The following is a 19,016-nucleotide window of genomic DNA, read 5'->3' as shown; positions in this document are numbered from 1 at the left end:
CGCAATAGCGCGATGGAGACAGGAGTGCGGCGCGTCGGAAAGCGCACGTGAATACTTGGGCAGCCTGTCTGTCGAGCAGGCCAAGCAAACCAGCGCCGTTGCGGCGTTATGGACGGGGCCGTGCTCCGGGGAAAGGGGCAGCCCTGGCGGGCGCCTTACGCCATCTCAACGCCACCGTCATCCGGCGGCAGTTGCAGGCGCGCCTCCAGTGCGAGCAAGTGGCGGTCCATGGCATCGGCCGCCGCAGCACCATCGCGCAGCGACAGCCATTCGACCAGTTGCTCATGCTCTTCGTGCTCACAGGTGGATTCCCCTGGCACCTCGTACAGGGCCACGATCAGCGAGCAGCGCGTCATCAGTTCGGACAGGATGCGCTGCAACTCCGCATTGCCCGACAGCTCTGCCAGCGCAAGATGAAAGCCTCCCGCCAGCGCCACCCAGCGGGCATGGTCCTGCTGGTGCAAGGCCTCGTGCTCGGCCCGCAGGCGCTGTTTGAGACGATCGACCTCGCCATGCGTGATGCGTCGGGCCACCGCGCGCACGATGCCTCCCTCCACCACCCGGCGCGCGGCAAAGATATCGCGCGTCTCGCGCGGACCGGGGCGGGCCACTGTAGCGCCCTTGTTAGGCACGATGTCCACGATACGCAGTTCACCCAGCCGGTGCAGGGCCTGTCGCACCACCGTGCGGCTCACGCCAAAACGCTCGCACAACAGGGGTTCCACCAGGCGCTCGCCAGGGCGCAGCTGCCCTCGCATGACAGCGTCCAGCAGGGCGTCGTACACCGGTTGATCCAGCGTGGCAACAGGCCCTGTGCGAGAGGCAACGGGTTTTCGAGGGCGACTGGCAGCAGGCATGAAAAAGAGGGCAAGCAGTCCGACGGTGGACAAGGGACAACCAGGCGCAGCGAGGGGCACCCAAGGTGCGCGGCAGTATAGATCTGCCCCTGACAGTGCCATGGCCACGTGCCTGGGGTTCACCATGGCCCGACACAAGATGCACACAGTCATAGCGCACAGAGCATCCTCGTTATACGCTCTCGCATATGCACACCCGAGCAGGTGCGCATACGCTCTCCTTCAGCCACCTGCATGTTTTCGAGCACCCACGCATGACGACGACCCACCGCCCCATCCGATTCATCCGCCGCGGACAACCCGTCGCCCTGCACGGTGTTGCGCCCGACCGCACATTGCTGGAGGTTCTGCGCGAAGACCTGGGCTGCACCGGCACCAAGGAAGGTTGTGGCGAAGGCGACTGCGGCGCCTGCACCGTGGTGCTGGGCGAAGAACGTGGCGGCAAGCTGCATTACAGCGCCGTGAACAGCTGCATCCGGCTCGCGCATTCGGTGGACGGCATGGCGCTGTGGACGGTGGAGGACCTGGCGGAAGACCCGCTGATCCAGCCGGTGGGCGATGCCCCGGCTGCGGTGCGCCAGGCCATCACCTTGCATCCTGCACAAGAGGCCATGGTGCAGTGCCATGGCTCCCAGTGCGGCTTCTGCACCCCCGGTTTTGTGATGAGCCTCTTCGGCATGTACCAAAGGCACATTGCCCCCACGCTCCCCACTGCGTGTGGTTCGCATCCCCCATCCGGGGAAGGGCCCCCGGATTCCCTCGCGCCTAGGGGCGGCCCGTCGGCGCTCGACCATGCCTGCCATGGTGAACCCATCACCCGCGAACTGGCGCAGGAAGAACTCTCGGGCAACCTGTGCCGCTGCACCGGCTACCGCCCCATCCTCGATGCCGCCCAGCAGATGGCATCGCTGCCCGGCATGGTGGTCAACGAATCCGAATTGCTACAAAAATTAGAGCTACTACGGCATGATTCACCGGCGCAATCGGCCGATTTGGCATATATCGCCCCCTCCACCCTCCCCGAGCTGCTCGCAGCCCGTGCGGCGCACCCTGGGGCCCAGGTGGTGGCCGGTTGTACCGACGTGGGGCTGTGGGTGACCAAGCAGCACAAGCAATACACCCAGGTGCTGGACGTGACCCGCGCGGCCGAACTGCGACAGGTGGTGCAGCACGCCGATGCCATCCACATCGGTGCCGCAGTCACGCTGACCGATGCATTTGCGGCGCTCACCGCCCAGTGGCCGCAGCTGCACCGTTTTGCCACGCGATTTGCGGGGCTGCCGGTGCGCAACTCGGGCACGCTGGGCGGCAATGTGGCCAACGGTTCGCCGATTGGCGATTCCATGCCGCTGCTGATCGCGCTGCGCGCCCAGGTGGTGCTGGCCAGCCAGGCCCGGGGCGAGCGCCAGCTGCCGCTGGAGGGCCTGTACACCGGCTACCGGCAAAACGTGATGGCGGCCGATGAGCTGCTGGTGCGCATCGTGGTGCCCCTTCCGGGCAGCAGCAAGACCGAGCCGCCGCCGGGCCGCCCCAAGGCGGCGAGCGCCCCCTCGGGGGGCAGCGAGGACACGCCAGTGCCGAGCGTGGGGGCGAACATCCTTCGGGCGTACAAGATTTCGAAGCGCTTTGACGACGACATCTCCGCCGTCTGCCTGGTGCTCAACCTCGACATCGCCAACGGCACCGTGCAGCGCGCCAGCATCGGCGCAGGCGGCGTGGCCGCCACGCCAGCCCGCGCGCGGCAGACCGAGGCAGCACTGACCGGCCAGCCCTGGACCGAGGCCACCGCGCAGCACGCCGCTGCGGTGCTGCAGGCCGAGTTCAGCCCCATCTCCGACATGCGTGCCAGCGGCGCCTACCGCCGCCAGGTGCTGGGCAGCCTGCTGCAGCGCTACTGGCTGGAGAGCCAGGGCCAGTCCTCGGTCAGCCTGGACACTTTGACGCTGGAGGCCGCCGTATGAACGCCCCCCACACCATCGCTGAAACCGCCCTGCCCTCGCCCACCCGCGCCGCCATGGGCCAGTCGCACATCCACGAAAGCGCCCGCGCCCAGGTAGCGGGCGCCGCGCACTACATCGACGACCTGCCCGAGGTGAAAGGCACGCTGTACGCGGCGCCCATCCTCTCGACCGTGGCGCACGGCACGCTGAACGGGGTGGACGCTACCTCCGCCCTCGCGCTGCCCGGCGTACGTGGCGTGGTGCTGGCCAGCGACGTGCCCGGCGACAAGATCCTGGCCGCGTTCGGGCATGACGAGCCCGTGTTTGCGCTGGACAGCGTGCAGTTTGTCGGCCAGGTGATCGGCCTCGTGGTGGCCGACTCGGTCATGCAGGCACGCCGCGCGGTGCGTGCCGTGAAGCTCGACCTCACCCCCCTGCCCGCCGTGCTGACGGTGCAGGATGCGCTGAAGGCCCAAAACTATGTGCTGCCGCCGGTGTTCGTACGGCGGGGCGATGCGGCGGCAGGCCTGGCGCAATCCGCCCACCGCCTGAGTGGCGCTTTTGAAGTCGGCGGGCAGGAGCATTTCTACCTGGAGGGCCAGATCGCCTACGCCATGCCGCTGGAGCAAAAACAGTGGTGGATCTACTCCAGCACCCAGCACCCCGGCGAGGTGCAGCACTGGGTGGCGCACGCCTTGGGGCTAGACAACCACGCGGTCAAGGTGGAATGCCGCCGCATGGGCGGTGGCTTTGGCGGCAAGGAGACACAGGCCGGGCACCTGGCCGTGTGGGCCGCCGTGGCCGCCAACAAGCTGGGCCGCCCCATCAAGCTGCGGCTGGACCGGGACGAAGACTTCATGGTCACCGGCAAACGCCACCCGTTTGCGTACGAGTACGACGTGGGCTTTGACGACACTGGCCGCATCACCGGCCTGAAGCTGCAGATGGCCGCCAATTGCGGCTTCAGCGCCGACCTGTCGGGCCCCGTGGCCGACCGCGCGGTGTTCCACGCCGACAACGCGTACTACCTGAGTGATGTCGAGATCGCGTCGTACCGCTGCAAGACCCACACGCAAAGCCACACCGCCTTCCGCGGCTTTGGCGGGCCGCAGGGCGTGATCGTGATCGAAGCCATCCTGGGCGACATCGCCCGCGCCCTGGGGCGCGATGCACAGGACGTGCGCCTGGCCAACCTGTACGGCAAGGACGCAAGCAGCGGCCGCAACGTCACCCACTACCAGATGGCGGTGGAAGACAACATCCTGCACGAGCTGCTACCCACGCTGGAGCAGACCTCGGGCTACCGCCAGCGCCAGGCCGAGATTGCGGCCTGGAACGCGCACAACCCGGTCATCAAGCGCGGCCTCGCCATCACCCCGGTCAAGTTCGGCATCAGCTTCACGGCCACGCTGTTCAACCAGGCGGGTGCGCTGGTCCATGTGTACACCGACGGCAGCGTGCAGGTGAACCATGGCGGCACTGAAATGGGCCAGGGTCTGCACACCAAGGTGGCGCAAATCGTGGCCGACGAGCTGGGCGTGCCCCTGCACCGTGTGCTGGTCACAGCCAGCGACACCAGCAAGGTGCCCAACGCCAGCGCCACCGCCGCCAGCAGCGGCACCGACCTGAACGGCCGCGCCGCCCAGTACGCCGCGCGCAACGTGCGCGACAACCTGGCCTCGTTCGTGTGCGGCCTGGACGGCTGCGGCGCAGGCGCGATCCGGTTTGCGGGCGGCCAGGTGATATCGCCCAAGACGGTGCGCAGTTTTGAGGAGGTGGTGCAGGCCGCCTATGCCAACCGCATCCAGCTGTGGAGCGACGGCTTTTACCGCACGCCCAAGATCCACTACGACAAGACCACGCTCACCGGGCGCCCGTTCTACTACTTCAGCTACGGCGCCGCCTGCACCGAGGTGGCCATCGACACCCTCACCGGCGAGAGCCGCGTGCTGAAGGTGGACATCCTGCACGACGTAGGCCACAGCATCAACCCGGCCATCGACATCGGCCAGATCGAGGGTGGTTTTGTGCAGGGCATGGGCTGGCTGACCACCGAGCAGCTGGTGTGGAACGACAAGGGCTACTTGGCCACCCACGCACCCAGCACCTACAAGATTCCGGCGACGGGCGATATCCCGGCGCACTTCAAGGTCCACCTGTGGCCCGAAGCCAACCGCGAGGACAACGTGGGTGGCAGCAAGGCGGTGGGCGAGCCGCCGTTCATGCTGGCGATCAGCGTGTATGAGGCGCTGCGCAATGCAGTGGCGGCTGGGCGTAGTGGCGGGGATGCTGCGGCACCGGTGGTGTTGATGGCTCCGGCGACTGCGGAGAATGTGCTCAAGGCGTTGGGGCGGCTGGGAGGGTGATGTTTTTGGCTGCTTGCGGTAGTGGGATATGCGCTGGTAGCTATTGATTTTGTAGTTTTTGGTTGCGTGCGCTGATTGAGCCGCATGCCTTTGGTGAGGGCGGAGGCCGGGAGTCGCCCGGCATGCGAGGTACTTTTCTTTGCTTCGCCAAAGAAAAGTACCCAAAAGAAAGGCGACCCCGCTGTCTGCGTCCCCTGCGCTTCGCGCCGGGGCAACCTGCGGTGCTCGGGTTTGACGGGGTCTCGCTCGAACTCGCTTCGTTTCACTACGCTCAAACAATCGCGAGCCCTGATCCGCCAAACCCTGCGCTCCTCGGCGCATCCAGAGGGGCAAAGGGAGTAGGACATCCACACGGGCCTTTGCTGCGCTCGGCCCAGGTTTGCGCAGCGCGAGGCGCTTGCGCCCGCGAGGTAGGGCCGAGCGAAGCAATGGCCCGCATGGCTGTTCGGCTGTTTGGATGTCCGGCTGTCCCACCCCTGCTGGCTGCGCCTGCGGCGGGGCGGTTGCCCCGTAGCGCAGCGAAGGGGTCGCAGACTGGGGGTCGCCTTTTCTTTGGTGACTTTCTTTTGGCGAAACAAAAGAAAGTTACTCGCATGCCGGGCGACTCCCGGCCTCCGCCCTCAACACAAGCACGCCTTTCAAATCAGCACGCCCCGGCTTCGACAGGCTCAGCCCGAACGGTCTTCATGATCAGGTCACCAGATCGAACACTACAAAATCAATAGCTACCAGCGCTTATCCCAAAAGCACATACAGCCCAAAACACCTCAAACCGGCCCCAACGCCATCCGCCCCGAAGAAGTCACCGACACATCCCGCGCATGCCGCGTCTCCACCCGGTTGCGCCCCGCCCGCTTGGCGTCATAACAAGCCATGTCCGCCGCATACAACACCGACGGCACATCCTGCAGGCTGGCATCCAGCACCACCAGCCCAATGCTCACCCCCAGCGTAAAACTGCGCCCCTGGTACGACGGCTCCCACGCGCGCACCGCCGCACGCAGCTGCTCGGCCACCGCCTGGCCACGCGCCAGCGCACAGCCGGGCAACACCACCGCGAACTCGTCCCCACCCAGACGCGCCGCCCAACCGATCTGGCGCACATGGGACACCAGCAAACGGGCCACATGCCGCAGCACATCGTCGCCCGCGTCGTGGCCCGCAATGTCGTTGACCACGGTGAAATGGTCCAGGTCGAGGAACAGCACCACACCGTCGCCCTGGGCCTCGCCACCCTCCTCTTCCAGAGCGGGAGCGCGCTGGCGGGCAGACCGCTCGGTCATCAACTGGCCCAGACGCTCGTCAAACGCGGCGCGGTTATACAGCTGCGTCAGCGCATCGTGCATACGGCCCCAGGACTTCTGCACCTGGGCCTCGCGCGCGGCGGTGATGTCTTCCAGGATCCACACGGTGCCGCCGTGCACCTCCTCGGGGCGCACGCCCCGGCCCTGCACGCGGGCCCACACGGGGGTGCCGTCCTTGCGCAAAAAGCAGATGTCGCCATCGAACGCGCCGTGCGCCGCCACCTCGGCCCGCACGCGGTCGCCCACCTGGGCATAGTCCGCGTCGCTGGCGTACACGGTGCGCGAGGGGCGGCCCTGCAGCTCTTGCGCGGTGTAGCCCAGCATCACGCAGGCCTGGTGGCTCACCACCTCCAGCATGCCGTGGCGCGTGATGACGATGCCCACTGTGGCGCTGTCCAGCACGGCCTGAAACTGGCCGACCACCGTGTCCTTGCGCGACTGCTGCAGGCTGCCTTGCTGCACCAGGCCCTGGAACACCCGCACCAGGTCCCCCACCTCGCCCCCCGCCTGAGGCCAGTGCATTTCTGTCTCTGGCCGCTGGCGCGTGCTGGTCTTGAGCAGTTGGCGCGCCTTGAAGGTGAGCTGCGCCAGGGGCTGCGCCATCCAGCCCATCAGGGCCACGGCCAGCAGCATGCACAGCGCCATGCTGGCCACCGCCAGCCACCAGGCTTCGCGCTGGGCGCCGCGCAGCGGTGCCAGCAGCGCCTGCGACTGGCTCACCCGCGCCACGATCCACTGCGGCAGCGGCATGCCCGCCATGCTCACGATGTGGTCGGACTGCACATGGGTCATGCCCCGCCCCACCACAGGCTGGGCCTGGCTTTGCCAGCGCGTGTACACGGGAGCCAGGCCCACTTCGTCACGCACCTGGCCCAGTACGCGGGTGGGGTCGGAGTGCGACAGGATGGTGCCATCACGCGTGAAGACGATGAGCTGCGAGTCATCGCGCGCAGGCAGCGTCATGGACGGCGGCAGCAGGCTTTGGGACTGCAGGCGCAACGCCCCGGCCACCACGCCCATGACCGTGCCGTCTTCGCGGTGCAGCGGCATGGTGAACATGACCCGCGCCTCGCCCGTGCGCCCGGTGATCAGCTCAGACACCAGCGGCTTGCCATCCACCAGCGTGCGGCGCAGGGCATCGCGTTCAGTGGGGTCGAGGTCGGCGGCTTTTTCCAGCTGCCCGGCGCGCAGGCTCAGGCGCAGTTCGCCGTTGTCGCGGGCCACCTGCATGGTGTCGAAGAACTGCACGGCGGGCAGGCCCTGCTGCAGCAGCCATTCCAGCGACGAGGGTGACTCCAGCATGCCCGGCGTGATGCCTGCAGCCACGGTGCGCAGCACCTTCTGGCTTTGTTCGATTTTGCTGGCCAGCAACCGGGCCACCACTTCGACCTCATCGGTCTGCTGGCTCACCATCCGGCGCATGGCCTCCTGCCCCGAGGCGCGCGTTACCAGCCAGGCCGCCACGGACCCCGACAGGGCCACCGCCAGCGCCGCCACCAGCATGAGCCGCAGCACCAGTGCTCCGGGCACCAGCCAGCCCGGCGCGGGGTCCGGCGCAGCCGCAGGGGCGGGGGGCGGCGTCATGGACGCTCCCGCACAGGAGGCTGGTGGGCACGCTCAGAATGGGGCATTGGGACGGGTCACGACAGACATGTCCCAACGAATATACGCAGGCCCTGTGCCCAGGGGCCTGGGTGGAACCCTTGGTAAAAGCCAAGGAAAAACCCTGAGCCTGCAAGCGCAGGACAGGGATCTGCGGAGGGCACCCGGCGCTGTGTGTGCAGCCAAAAGACCCTACGCAGCAGGCCTTGCCGCATCGGCCTGGCGCCACAGATGCGCGCGGCGCGGCGGTTTGTGCAAAGGAGGCCCTAGCAGCCCGCCATCGACTGCAATGCCCGCGGCTGGGGCAGCGCCAGCACATTGCCGGTGCCGTGGATCAGGCCCAGCTCCCGCAAGTGGCGCAACACGCGCGAGAAGGTCTCGGGTGCGATGCCCAGTTGGGCGGCGATCAGGCGTTTGCGCTGGTGCAGGGTCACTTGCATGGCGCCGCTGTGGTCGGACTGGGCATGGTTCAGCAGCCATTGCGCGCAGCGCGATTCGGCGTCTTGTGCCAGGCGGCTCACAGCCAGTTCAGACTGCTGCCGGTAGCCCTGGGCCATGTCCAGCAACAGGCTGCGCGCGCTTGCGGGCATGGCGGCCAGGCTGCGGCGAAACTCTTCGATGGGAACGCGCCGCACATGCACGCGGGTGTCGGCCACCATGTCCACCGGCAGTGGCAGGCCCATCAGGGCCGAAGCGGCGTCGAGCCAGAACGGCCCCTCGACCGCGCCCAACTGGTGGCGCAGAAAACCGTCGTCCAGCACACCGCGCAGCACGCGGCCACTTTCGAGGTGCAACACCGTCGTCAGCACCTCGTTGCGCCTGCGCAGCACTTCGCCGGGAGCGATCACCTCGGTGTCAGCGGGCAGAGAAAAAAGGGTAGATGGCAGCATGGAGACCACTTTGCCGTGCGGCTGCGCCTGCGGCATTGAGCCACATCAAAGGCGCACCATCTCGCCCGCCCCGCGCGCCCCAGGTTTGCGCCAAAACACACGAAAACTGCGCCACCAACGTGCAAGAGCGCGTGCAGAAGGGTTCAGCAGCGTTGTAAAAAGGTGTTTCACCAGGGCATGGAACTTGCGATGCACCACCGGCTGCCCCCACCCGTGCACCACGGTGCAACAGGGGGCCGCCACTCCCTCTTGCACCAGCCGGACATCCGGCGATTTCATCCCCAGGAATGACTCCATGAAAAAAAACCTGATCGCACTGTCTCTATCGCTCGGCGGCGCGCTGCTGTGCACCACCGGGGCACAGGCCCAAAGCTCGGTCCAGTTGATGGGCCTGACCGACGTGTTTGTCGGCTCCATGAAAAACGCCGGTGACGCTGGCAGCAGCAAGGTGGTCAACAGCGGCGGCATGACCACTTCGTGGTTCGGGTTTAAGGGCACCGAGGACCTGGGCGGTGGGCTCAGGGCCAACTTTGCGCTCACCTCGTTCATCAAGGTGGACAGCGGCATTCAAGGCCGCTTTGCCAACGACACCTTCTTCTCGCGCGATGCCAACGTGGGCCTGAGCGACAGCTGGGGCACCGTGACCGTGGGGCGCGGTATGGCTCCCAACTTTCTGCCTTCCATCCTGTCGAACCCGCTGGGCGACTCGTTCACGTTCGCTCCGCTGATCCTGCACATGAACGTGCCCCTGTTCAACGGCACGGGCTGGGGTTCCACCACGCCGTCCGACACGGGCTGGTCCAACGAAATCATCTACAGCACGCCCAACCTGGGTGGGCTGACCGCCAACCTGCACTACCAGTTTGGCGAGGTCGCCGGCGACAGCAGCAAGAAGAACGTGGGCATCAACGCGCTGTACTTCAACGGCCCCATCACCGTCACCGGCTTTTACGAGCGCGACCAGATGAGCAACCCCGCCGTGCCCAGCACCTACCTGGGCACCACCAAGACCGACTGGATGCTGGGCGGCGCCTACGACTTTGCCATCGTGAAGGCCTTTGCCAGCTACGGCCAGGCCAAGGCCGACAACACCACCAACAAGGCCAAGACCACACAACTGGGGGTGTCGGTGCCTGCAGGCGCCACAGGCAAGGTGCTGGCATCGTGGGCACAGACCAAGATGACAGCCACCGACATCTCGCGCAAGACCTTCACCGTGGGGTACGACTACTTCCTGTCCAAGCGCACGGATGTGTACGTGATGGCCATGAACGACCGCATCACCAACCAGACCAAGGGCAACAGCTTTGGCGTGGGCATCCGCCACCGGTTCTGAGTCCTGCACATGGCGCCTGGGGCCTTTTTCAAGCCCCAGCGGCCCCAAGCGCCAGTGCAATATGCCTGAGCAGCTACAAAATCAGTAGCACCCGGAAATCGTTCACGTTGGTGTGTGTGGGGCCGGTGACCAGCAGGTCGTCGAGCCCCGCAAAAAATCCCCAGGCGTCGTTGCGCGCCAGGTGGTCGTCGATGCGCAGGCCTGCAGCGCCGGCGCGCGCCAATGTGTCAGGACACACAAAGGCCCCCGCGTTGTCTTCGCTGCCGTCGATGCCGTCGGTGTCGGCCGCCAGCGCCCACACGGCGGGCTCGCCCTGCAGCGCCTGCGCCAGGCCCAGGCAAAACTCGCCCGCTCGCCCGCCCCGCCCCCGGGGCACGCCCTGAGCGCGCGGACGCACGGTGACCGTGGTCTCCCCCCCCGACAAGATCACGCACGGCGCCGCAAACGGCTGGCCGCGCCGCGCCACGGCACGGGCCAGCGCCGCATGCACCTTGCCCACCTCGCGCGATTCGCCTTCGATCTCGTCCGACAACACATACGCGGGCAGCCCCGCCGAACGGGCCAGCGCGGCGGCGGCCTCCAGCGCCTGCTGGGGCGTGGCAATCATGTGCACCGCATGGCCGGCAAAACGGGCGTCGCCGGGTTTGGGTGTCTCCAGGCCGCCCGCCTCCAGCGCGGTGCGGATGGCCGGGGGCACGTCGATGCCATAGCGCGCCAGAATGGCCAGCGCATCGGCGCAGGTGGTCGCATCGGGCACGGTGGGGCCGCTGGCGATCACAGAGGGGTCGTCTCCCGGCACGTCGCTGATGGTGAGCGTGACCACGCGCGCCGGGGCACAGGCCGCCGCCAGTCGCCCGCCCTTGATGCGCGAGAGGTGCTTGCGCACGCAGTTCATCTCACCAATGTGGGCGCCGCTGTCGAGCAGAGCGCGGTTGATGCGCTGTTTGTCTTCCAGCGTCACGCCATCGCAGGGCAAGGTGAGCAGGGACGAGCCCCCGCCTGAGATCAGGCACAGGACCAGGTCGTTCTCCGTCAACCCCTGGGTCAGGTCCAGGATGCACTGCGCCGCAGCCAGCCCGGCCGCATCGGGCACGGGGTGCGCAGCCTCGACGACCTCGATGCGCTGGGGCACGCCCGCGGGCCGGGGCGGCACATGCCCGTAGCGCGTGACCACCAGGCCCGACAGGGGCGCGTCCTGCGGCCACAGGGCCTCCAGTGCCTGGGCCATGGCGCCACCCGCCTTGCCCGCGCCCAGCACCAGGGTGCGCCCCCCGCTCTCGCGACTGGGCGGCTGGGGCAACCACTGGCGCATGCCATGCAAGGGCTGCGCGCTGTGCACGGCGGCATCAAACAGCGCCTTCAGAAAAGCGCGGGGATGGGTGCGGTAGTCCGGCAGGGAGGGGCTGGCTGGCTGGTTTTCTGGGTGCATGCCGCGCATTGTGCAGCGGCAGTACCAGTCACGTTGCTGTAACCAGTCTGTCACACGCCACAGGTATCGTCAGCACCTTGCTCAGGGACCCACAACAGCCATGCACAACACCCCATGGAGCCGACTGGAGGCAATGATGGCGCTGCTGTCACCCGCCGCCCGCCATGGCACCGGCCCCCTGGCGCGGCTGATGCGTGAGGGCGGGCTGTACTGCGTGTTCCAGCCCCTGGCCGACCTGCGCGAGGGCCAGGTGTACGCGCACGAAGCGCTGATCCGGGGCCCCCAGAACACCCCTTTGCACACCCCCGACAACCTGCTCGACCTGGCACAGCGCGAGGGCATCCTGCAGGACTTTGAGCTGCTGTGCGTTTTCACCGCGCTGGAGCAATGGGGACGCCACGACGCCCCCGGCCGGCTGTTTGTGAACATCAGCGCCGACGCCCTGGTGCATGGCGTCCAGCTGATCGGCGCCACAGAACTGGGCAACACCGTGCGCAGCCTGGGCCTGAGCGCCCGCATGCTGGTGCTGGAGATCACCGAGCACGAACGCGTGACCGACATGCCCCAGCTGCGCCAGGCCATCAAGGCCGTGCATGCCTGCGGCGCGCGGCTGGCGCTGGACGACTTTGGCGATGGCCGCTCCAGCCTCAGGCTGTGGTCCGAGGTGAAGCCCGACTTCGTGAAGATCGACAAATACTTCATCCGCGACATCAGCGACCACCCCGAGAACCTGCAGATGCTGCAGGCCATCAAAGGCATTGCCGACGTGTTTGGCACCCAGCTCATCGCCGAAGGCATCGAAACCCGCGACGACCTGCGCGCGCTGCGCGACCTGGACATCCCCCTGGGCCAGGGCTGGCTGCTGGGCCGCCCGGCCATGGCCCCGCGCGAGGCGGTGGACGACGCGGCACTGGAGGTGATGCACGACCGCCGCGTGGCCGTGCTGCCGCACCTGGGGCAGACCGCGCGTCCGGGCATCCTGCGCAGCCTGCTGGTGGTGCAGGCACCCACCGCATCGCCTGCCACCAGCAACGATGCCGTGGCGGCCTTGTTCCGCCAGCACACGGACCTGCACGCGCTGGCGGTGGTGGAAGGGTCGCGCCCGGTGGCCCTCATCAACCGCCAGCAGTTCATGAACCACTACGCCACGCCGTACTTTCGCGAGGTGCATGGCCGCAAGTCCTGCCTGGCGTTTGCCAATCTGGCGCCGCGTGTGGTCGAGCTGGACTGCGATGTGGACCAGCTTGTGGGCATCCTCACCTCGCAGGACCAGCGCTACCTGAGCGACGGCTACATCGTCACCGACAACGGCCGCTACCTGGGCCTGGGCACGGGCGACCAGCTGGTGCGCGCCGTGACCGAGACCCGCATCGAGGCAGCGCGCCACGCCAACCCGCTGACCTTTTTGCCTGGCAACATTCCCATCAGCCTGCACATCCAGCGCTTGCTGGAAAGCGGAGCCGAGTTCGTGGCCTGCTATGCGGACCTGAACAACTTCAAGCCCTTCAACGACCACTACGGCTACTGGCGCGGCGACCAGATGATCCGCTTGGTGGCGCGCCTGGCCACCGCACATTGCGATGCACGGCGCGACTTTGTGGGCCATGTGGGCGGCGATGATTTCATGCTGATCTTCCAGAGCAGCAACTGGCTGCAGCGCTGCAAGAACATCGTGGACGAGTTTGCGCGCGAGGCCGTCACGCTGTTTGACGACAGCGCCCGGCTGGCGGGCGGCATCCACGCCGAGGACCGGCATGGCGTACAGCGGTTCTTTCCGTGCACCACGCTGGCCATTGGCGCGGTGCGCATCACACCCGGCCGTTTTCGGCATGCCGAAGAAGTGGCTAACCTGGCGGCGGTGGCCAAACACGAGGCAAAGCAGGCAGCCACGGGGGTAGTGCTGCACGGCGGCTTTACCGAGTCGAGCCTGGGTGCCTTGGCCGCCACGCGGGCGTTGCAGGACGTGCTGGCGGCGTAGGGGTTGGAGGGAGCGGCGGGGGGGGTTGATGGGCTTGTGAAGCGACCAAACCGTAATGAGCCTGCACATGACGCAGAGGCCCGCGCCCCGCAGCGTGGCTTCAGTCGGCCGTAGGGACTAGACGATTCACGCGGCAGGCCAGTTGGCTTTGGCGCCAGGCGCGCCTGTGAGCGCCTCTCCCCGATCCGGTCATTGACGCCGTGCACACCTCGAACTGGAGTCGATGCCACCCAGCCTTTCAACTTCGCAAGCTATAGTTTGTTCGGCTGAGGCGTGCCGGGTTTCGAGGAATTTTTATACCCAGATACCTTCACAGCACATCGAAACCAATCCCAGACTGCAAGCCAATTTCAAGAGGAATCCGTGTCCACAATATCCCGCGCAGTCCAGCTTAATTCGCAAGATTCGCGGGATACATCACGTCAGACCTCAATGCACCCACTCCTGAATTTCGCAAGAGCCATGGCGCTTGCGAGCGTCCTCCCAATACTCGTCGCCTGTACTACTGCCGAGCCAGCAGGTGAGTTCAGCACAGCCCTCGGAAAGTTGGTTCGATCCGAGAAGGTCCGCGAGGTAGATCTGGCAAACGTACTCCCACTGGACTGGAATGAACTGTTCGCCTTTGGCCCGTACTCAACCCGCGAGAGCAACTGCCGGGTGCTAGAAATTGGCTGGTTCAAGTGCCGTACCACACTCCCTGCCGAAGTGAATGAGGGCGAATTCGTTCTGGTCTTCCGAGCAAACTCCAAAGTCGTGCACGTAGAGCATCACCGGAGGTGGAATGGCGACTTCAGCTCGCGGACCAGTCCGCGACCCCAGCCAATACTGCGGTCAGCTGCAAAGTTCTCTGTGGGGCTGGTGTCCAACCGGGCGCCAGAGGGTGAGCAGTGGTATCAACTCGAGCACCAGGCTGCTGATCACTGAGCACCTGCAACGATGCCCCCCCTGTCAAGGGGACGGCCAAGAGGCTGCGCCTTTCGGTCACTCCTCATGCCAAACGTCAGGCGCCACAGAGAGAACTCGCGCCATATCTCGCTCTGCACCACCCATGAACGAAGCCGAAACCGCCGCAGGCCTGCCGGTCACACCGCACTATCAATACGCGCAGCAGGTTGGCAGTCAGCTCTTCCTTGCAGGCCAAGTGCCGCAAGCCGCCGATGGCTCGATCGTGGCGCCCGGAGAGCCGTACGCGCAGGCATTGCAGTGCCTGGCGAATCTGAGCAAAGTCCTGGCTGTTCACGGGTTTGCCGCGCTGGATATTCGCCGCTTGGTTGTCTACGTTGTCGGCGAACAGGCCGATCTCTCAACGGCCTGGAGTGCAGTGACCGAGCACTTTGGCGGGCAAGTGCCTCCGGCGACGCTCTTGGGGGTCGCCCGCCTGGGATATCCGGGGCAGGTGGTGGAGATCGACGCCACCGTCGTCAAAGGCTAGGCCACGTTTGAGCGCAGGGTGATGCCTGACCCGTCGTTGCACGCGGGGCCCTGCGGCTGGCTCTGCCAGCCTTCATTTCCCGCCACCCCACTCCGCAAACCTCAAGGCCCCGTAGAGGCCCCCGCCTCAAACCACCGGCCGATGAGCGCACGCTCGGCATCGGTAATGCCCGTGGCGTTGTTCATGGGCATGAGCTTTTGCACCACGGCCTGCTGGTAGATGGCCTGGGCGTGTTGCTTCACGCTGTCGGGGGAGTCAAGCCGCAGGTTCTTCATCTGCACCTGCTCGCCGTGGCACATGTAGCAGCGCTGCTCCAGCACCGCCTGCACGGCCTTGAAGTCATTTTGGCCGCTAGCGCCCGTTTTATCTGCGCTGGCAGCTCCTGAAACAGGAGCATTCGCTACGGGGGTGACCACCTGCGCGGGGCGCATCCACACGATGGCGCCCGCGATCACGGCCACGCCCACTAGGGCATAGGGCAGTGGGTTGCCATTGCGGCCCAGCTTGTAGCCGTGGCGCATCACGAAGAACTGGCGGATGGCGGCGCCCGCAAACATCATGAGGATCAGCACCAGCCAGTTTTGCGGGTGGCTCCAGGTGAAGCTGTAGTGGTTGCTCAGCATGGCAAACAGCACGGGCAGCGTGAAGTAGGTGTTGTGCACGCTGCGCTGCTTGCCCCGTTTGCCGTGGATCGGGTCCACCGGTTGGCCGGCCTTGATCTGGCCGATGACGGTGCGCTGGCCGGGGATGATCCAGAAGAAAACATTGGCGCTCATGGATGTGGCGATCATCGCCCCCACCAGCAGGAAGGCCGCGCGGCCCGCAAACCAGTGGCAGGCCAGCCACGAGGCCACGCACACCAGCACCAGCACCAGCGCGCCCACGATGGCATCGCCGTTCTTGCGCTGGCCGAAGATGCGGCAGATGGCGTCGTACAGCAGCCAGAACACCACGAAGAAGCCCAGCGCCACCACGACGGCGGTGGCAGGCGCCCAGTCCATCTTCGACTTGTCGATGAGGTAAGTGCTGGCACTGTAGAGGTACGACACGGTGAACAGCGCAAACCCGCTGATCCAGGTGCTGTAGCTCTCCCAAAAGAACCAGTGCAGGTGCTTGGGCAACTGTGGCGGCGACACCGCGAACTTGACCGGGTGGTAAAACCCGCCGCCGTGCACGGCCCAGAGTTCGCCGCTCACGCCCTGCTTTTTCAGGTCTTCGTCCTCGGGCGGCGTGAGGCTGCTGTCCAGAAAAACGAAGTAGAACGACGAGCCGATCCAGGCAATGGCCGTAATGACATGGACCCAGCGCAAAAGCAGGTTGGCCCAGTCGAGAAAGTAGCTTTCCATATCTCAACCTTGATGGCGCGTGCGCGCCACATTGAACGTGTTTGCGATCTTGCAGGGGATCGCGTTGGCGCGCAATCGGGATGAGTGGATGCCTCGGATGCGTCGCATGGGCTCATGCCCATGCAAGCAGCCGAGGCGTTCAATCGCCCGATTTCGCTCCAACCCTTCGGGCAGTGGTCTTTGCGGGCGGTCTGCGGCGTTGCGGCACTTGCCAATAGCCGAGCTATTGGCTGCGCACCGCGCCTTGCATCCCATCCCGCAAAGACCGCTGCGCGACCCCTGGGAGATCACAAACACGTTCTTGCAACCTGCTCACCACTGCGGGCGCTCTGAGCAGACATTAAGGTCGCGCACCTTGGCCAGTGGGTTTCTGGCCGGGGCACCGCTGCGACCGGTACGTCAAAGTGTATGCAGGAATTGTTCCCGATTCCAGCCCCAACCTGGGGCATCCGGGGCCGGAATTACCCTCATTCGGCGGTTGGCAATGCCTGCAGCGTTTGCAGCAACTGCGCCGCCACCGCCACGGCAATCACCTCGGGCTCCTTGCCCCCAATGCCGGGGATGCCGATGGGGCAGGTCACCTGCGCCAGCTCCTCGGGCACAAACCCGCGCCCATGCAGGCGGTTGCTGAAGGTGGCCCATTTGGTCTTGCTGCCGATGAGCCCGATGAAGGGCAGATCGCCCTGCTCGCGCTGGCGGCGCAGGCAGGCGGCCACCACGTCCAGGTCCTCGGCATGGCTGAAGCTCATGATCAGCACACGGCTGCCGGGTGCCAGACGGGGCACGGCGAGCTGTACCGGCTCCGAGTGTTCGCAGACCACGCCCTCGGGCGGGTCGGGCGGGAAGATGCCGTTCCGGCTGTCGATCCAGGTCAGCGCAAAGGGCAGGGGCGCCAGCACGCGGGCCAGCGCGTGGCCCACATGCCCGCCGCCAAACAGGGCCACCGGGTGCAGGCGGGGCGTGAGGCGCCGGGCCAATGCCGGGGCGTCGTGGGCCGTGAGGCATTCAAACCCCAGGTGCACCACACCGCCACAGCATTGGCCCAGCGCCGGGCCTAGCGCAAACCGCATGGGGCCGGGGGACGCTACCGGCCCACCCGCCAGGCGGCGGCGCGCCTCGGCAATGGCCTGCAGCTCCAGATGCCCGCCACCGATGGTGCCCACCAGCCGGTCGGCGAACACGGCCATCCAGGCGCCGGGCTCCCGGGGCACAGACCCTTGGGTAGACTCCACGGTCACCAGACAGGCTGGCGCGGCCTTCAGACCGTCCAGCAGCATTTGCAAATTCGTCACTGACATCCTTTTCATGACTGGCGCAAAACAGGGGCCAGGCAAGCGGCTCACCCTTCAGGCGAGGCCGCTGTTGCCCCCCGATTTGCGTCCGTCGTCATTTTGTAACGCACCCCCTTCGCCGCTGGGTTATCGTGCCCGCAGTTTCAGGAACCTCTCACACCATGCCCGACACGCCCTCTCCCCGCTCCACCGGAAAGCGCAGCCACTGGTTGCTGGCAGGCATCATGGCCGTGGGCGCGGCGCTGGTCTCGGCCTGCAAGTCCCCGCCAGAGCCCGCGTCGCCTCCCGCACCCGACAGCGTCCCCTCCATCGGCCCCGATGCCAGTGGCATCAAAGGCCCTGTGCCAGCCGCCGCCGGGTCTGCGCGCCCCTCGGCCGCCGCCACACCGCTGGCCTACCGCCAGGATGCCGCCACGCACCTGTATGGTCTGAACCGCGAGCGCATCTTCAAGGGCAAACTGCCGCCGCAGCTGTATGCCATCGGCGTGCTGCAGCTCGACATCGACCGCTCCGGCAAGATCACTCGCCTGCACTGGATGCGCGCCCCGCGCCATGCCCCCGAGGTGGTCACCGAGATTGAGCGCACCGTGCGCGCCGCTGCGCCCTTCCCCGTCCCGGCCCGCATGGGCAAGGTCACCTACACCGAGACCTGGCTGTGGGACAAGGGCGGGCACTTTCAGCTCGATACGCTCACCGAAGGGCAGCTTTAGACGCTGGCGTTTTGCACCCGCGCTGAATGTGCGGGGACGAGCCAACCTAAGCAACTGGCGCTGCACAGGCCAGTGCCGCCGCGCAAGGGCCGCCCCGCCGCGCTGGCGGCGTCCCCCTGAGGGGGAAGGCGCGAAGCGACTCAGGGGGCTTCACATCACGATCCCCGGTAAGTCGAATAGCTCCAGGGGCTGACCAGTAGCGGCACGTGGTAGTGCTGATCGGCGTGCGCAATGCCGAAGTCCAGGCTCACCTGGTTCAGAAAATTCGGCTCGGGCAGTTGCACGCCACGGGCCCTGAAGTAGCCTGCCACATCAAAGCGCAGCCGGTAGGTGCCGGTGCGCAGGCTGGCGTTGTCGAACAGCGGGGCGTCGGTGCGGCCGTCGTGGTTCAGCACCAGGCGCTTGATGAGGGTGGCGTTGTCGCCATCGGTGGAGTACAGCGCCACCTCCATACCGGCGGCAGGGCAGCCGTTCATGGTGTCCAGAACGTGGGTGCTCAATCCCATGGGGGAATCTCCTGAAGTAAGAGTCTGT

The 19,016-nt window shown here is 66.4% G+C and carries 13 protein-coding genes; 6 read left to right on the top strand and 7 right to left on the bottom strand.

Going from position 1 to position 19,016, the window contains the following annotated elements; translation table 11 throughout:
* Window positions 1-155 precede the first annotated feature (155 nt).
* Window positions 156-785, bottom strand: coding sequence for a GntR family transcriptional regulator (locus OIN59_RS16375; protein ID WP_274112135.1), 630 nt, complete (start codon window positions 783-785; stop codon window positions 156-158).
* Window positions 786-1,111: 326 nt separating this feature from the next.
* On the opposite strand from OIN59_RS16375, the gene OIN59_RS16370 reads away from it, so the two are divergent.
* Window positions 1,112-2,818, top strand: a complete 1,707-nt coding sequence (locus OIN59_RS16370; protein ID WP_274112134.1) for a xanthine dehydrogenase small subunit — start codon at window positions 1,112-1,114, stop codon at window positions 2,816-2,818.
* Window positions 2,815-5,163, top strand: a complete 2,349-nt coding sequence (gene xdhB, locus OIN59_RS16365) for a xanthine dehydrogenase molybdopterin binding subunit (protein ID WP_274112133.1) — start codon at window positions 2,815-2,817, stop codon at window positions 5,161-5,163. The genes OIN59_RS16370 and xdhB overlap by 4 nt, the downstream gene beginning before the upstream one ends.
* Window positions 5,164-5,930: 767 nt before the next feature.
* Here xdhB and OIN59_RS16360 read toward each other — a convergent pair.
* Window positions 5,931-8,051: a sensor domain-containing diguanylate cyclase gene (locus tag OIN59_RS16360; RefSeq protein ID WP_274112132.1), complete on the bottom strand. Its 2,121-nt coding sequence runs from the start codon at window positions 8,049-8,051 to the stop codon at window positions 5,931-5,933.
* Window positions 8,052-8,335: 284 nt separating this feature from the next.
* Window positions 8,336-8,959: a Crp/Fnr family transcriptional regulator gene (locus tag OIN59_RS16355; protein ID WP_274112131.1), complete on the bottom strand. Its 624-nt coding sequence runs from the start codon at window positions 8,957-8,959 to the stop codon at window positions 8,336-8,338.
* Between the two features lie 295 nt (window positions 8,960-9,254).
* On the opposite strand from OIN59_RS16355, the gene OIN59_RS16350 reads away from it, so the two are divergent.
* Entirely contained in the window at window positions 9,255-10,295 is a 1,041-nt protein-coding gene (locus tag OIN59_RS16350; RefSeq protein ID WP_274112130.1) for a porin, read from the top strand.
* Between the two features lie 73 nt (window positions 10,296-10,368).
* Here OIN59_RS16350 and OIN59_RS16345 read toward each other — a convergent pair whose 3' ends face one another.
* Entirely contained in the window at window positions 10,369-11,724 is a 1,356-nt protein-coding gene (locus OIN59_RS16345; RefSeq protein WP_274112129.1) for a glycerate kinase type-2 family protein, read from the bottom strand.
* 100 nt (window positions 11,725-11,824) lie between these two features.
* Here OIN59_RS16345 and OIN59_RS16340 point away from each other — a divergent pair, with 100 nt between their 5' ends.
* The gene (locus OIN59_RS16340; RefSeq protein ID WP_274112128.1) at window positions 11,825-13,702 is read left to right on the top strand and encodes a phosphodiesterase; all 1,878 of its coding nucleotides are present in this window, start codon (window positions 11,825-11,827) and stop codon (window positions 13,700-13,702) included.
* Window positions 13,703-14,750: 1,048 nt separating this feature from the next.
* Window positions 14,751-15,134, top strand: coding sequence for a RidA family protein (locus OIN59_RS16335; RefSeq protein WP_274112127.1), 384 nt, complete (start codon window positions 14,751-14,753; stop codon window positions 15,132-15,134).
* Between the two features lie 101 nt (window positions 15,135-15,235).
* On the opposite strand, the gene OIN59_RS16330 is transcribed toward OIN59_RS16335, so the two are convergent.
* Together OIN59_RS16330 and xdhC are read right to left on the bottom strand one after the other, a co-directional pair.
* Window positions 15,236-16,480, bottom strand: a complete 1,245-nt coding sequence (locus tag OIN59_RS16330; RefSeq protein ID WP_274112126.1) for a urate hydroxylase PuuD — start codon at window positions 16,478-16,480, stop codon at window positions 15,236-15,238.
* A 467-nt stretch (window positions 16,481-16,947) separates the two neighbouring features.
* Entirely contained in the window at window positions 16,948-17,772 is an 825-nt protein-coding gene (gene xdhC / locus OIN59_RS16325) for a xanthine dehydrogenase accessory protein XdhC (protein ID WP_407655107.1), read from the bottom strand.
* Between the two features lie 224 nt (window positions 17,773-17,996).
* Here xdhC and OIN59_RS16320 point away from each other — a divergent pair, with 224 nt between their 5' ends.
* A complete protein-coding gene (locus tag OIN59_RS16320; protein WP_274112190.1) occupies window positions 17,997-18,482 on the top strand; it encodes a hypothetical protein in 486 nt (161 codons plus the stop codon).
* 155 nt (window positions 18,483-18,637) lie between these two features.
* On the opposite strand, the gene uraH is transcribed toward OIN59_RS16320, so the two are convergent.
* Complete coding sequence (uraH, locus tag OIN59_RS16315) at window positions 18,638-18,988, bottom strand: hydroxyisourate hydrolase (RefSeq protein ID WP_274112124.1); 351 nt, start codon at window positions 18,986-18,988, stop codon at window positions 18,638-18,640.
* Window positions 18,989-19,016: the final 28 nt, after the last annotated feature.

The organism is Acidovorax benzenivorans (assembly GCF_028680575.1).
Classification (GTDB): domain Bacteria; phylum Pseudomonadota; class Gammaproteobacteria; order Burkholderiales; family Burkholderiaceae_C; genus Acidovorax; species Acidovorax benzenivorans.
Note: the sequence above shows the minus strand (reverse complement) of the source record. Positions and strands in the feature narration are given on the sequence as shown.

Coding starts and splice junctions, on each gene's coding strand:
- OIN59_RS16370 (WP_274112134.1), top strand. CDS start 1,112: ATGACGACGACCCACCGCCCCATCCGATTCATCCGCCGCGGACAACCC.
- xdhB (WP_274112133.1), top strand. CDS start 2,815: ATGAACGCCCCCCACACCATCGCTGAAACCGCCCTGCCCTCGCCCACC.
- OIN59_RS16360 (WP_274112132.1), bottom strand. CDS start 8,051: ATGACGCCGCCCCCCGCCCCTGCGGCTGCGCCGGACCCCGCGCCGGGC.
- OIN59_RS16355 (WP_274112131.1), bottom strand. CDS start 8,959: ATGCTGCCATCTACCCTTTTTTCTCTGCCCGCTGACACCGAGGTGATC.
- OIN59_RS16350 (WP_274112130.1), top strand. CDS start 9,255: ATGAAAAAAAACCTGATCGCACTGTCTCTATCGCTCGGCGGCGCGCTG.
- OIN59_RS16345 (WP_274112129.1), bottom strand. CDS start 11,724: ATGCACCCAGAAAACCAGCCAGCCAGCCCCTCCCTGCCGGACTACCGC.
- OIN59_RS16340 (WP_274112128.1), top strand. CDS start 11,825: ATGCACAACACCCCATGGAGCCGACTGGAGGCAATGATGGCGCTGCTG.
- OIN59_RS16335 (WP_274112127.1), top strand. CDS start 14,751: ATGAACGAAGCCGAAACCGCCGCAGGCCTGCCGGTCACACCGCACTAT.
- OIN59_RS16330 (WP_274112126.1), bottom strand. CDS start 16,480: ATGGAAAGCTACTTTCTCGACTGGGCCAACCTGCTTTTGCGCTGGGTC.
- OIN59_RS16320 (WP_274112190.1), top strand. CDS start 17,997: ATGGCCGTGGGCGCGGCGCTGGTCTCGGCCTGCAAGTCCCCGCCAGAG.
- uraH (WP_274112124.1), bottom strand. CDS start 18,988: ATGGGATTGAGCACCCACGTTCTGGACACCATGAACGGCTGCCCTGCC.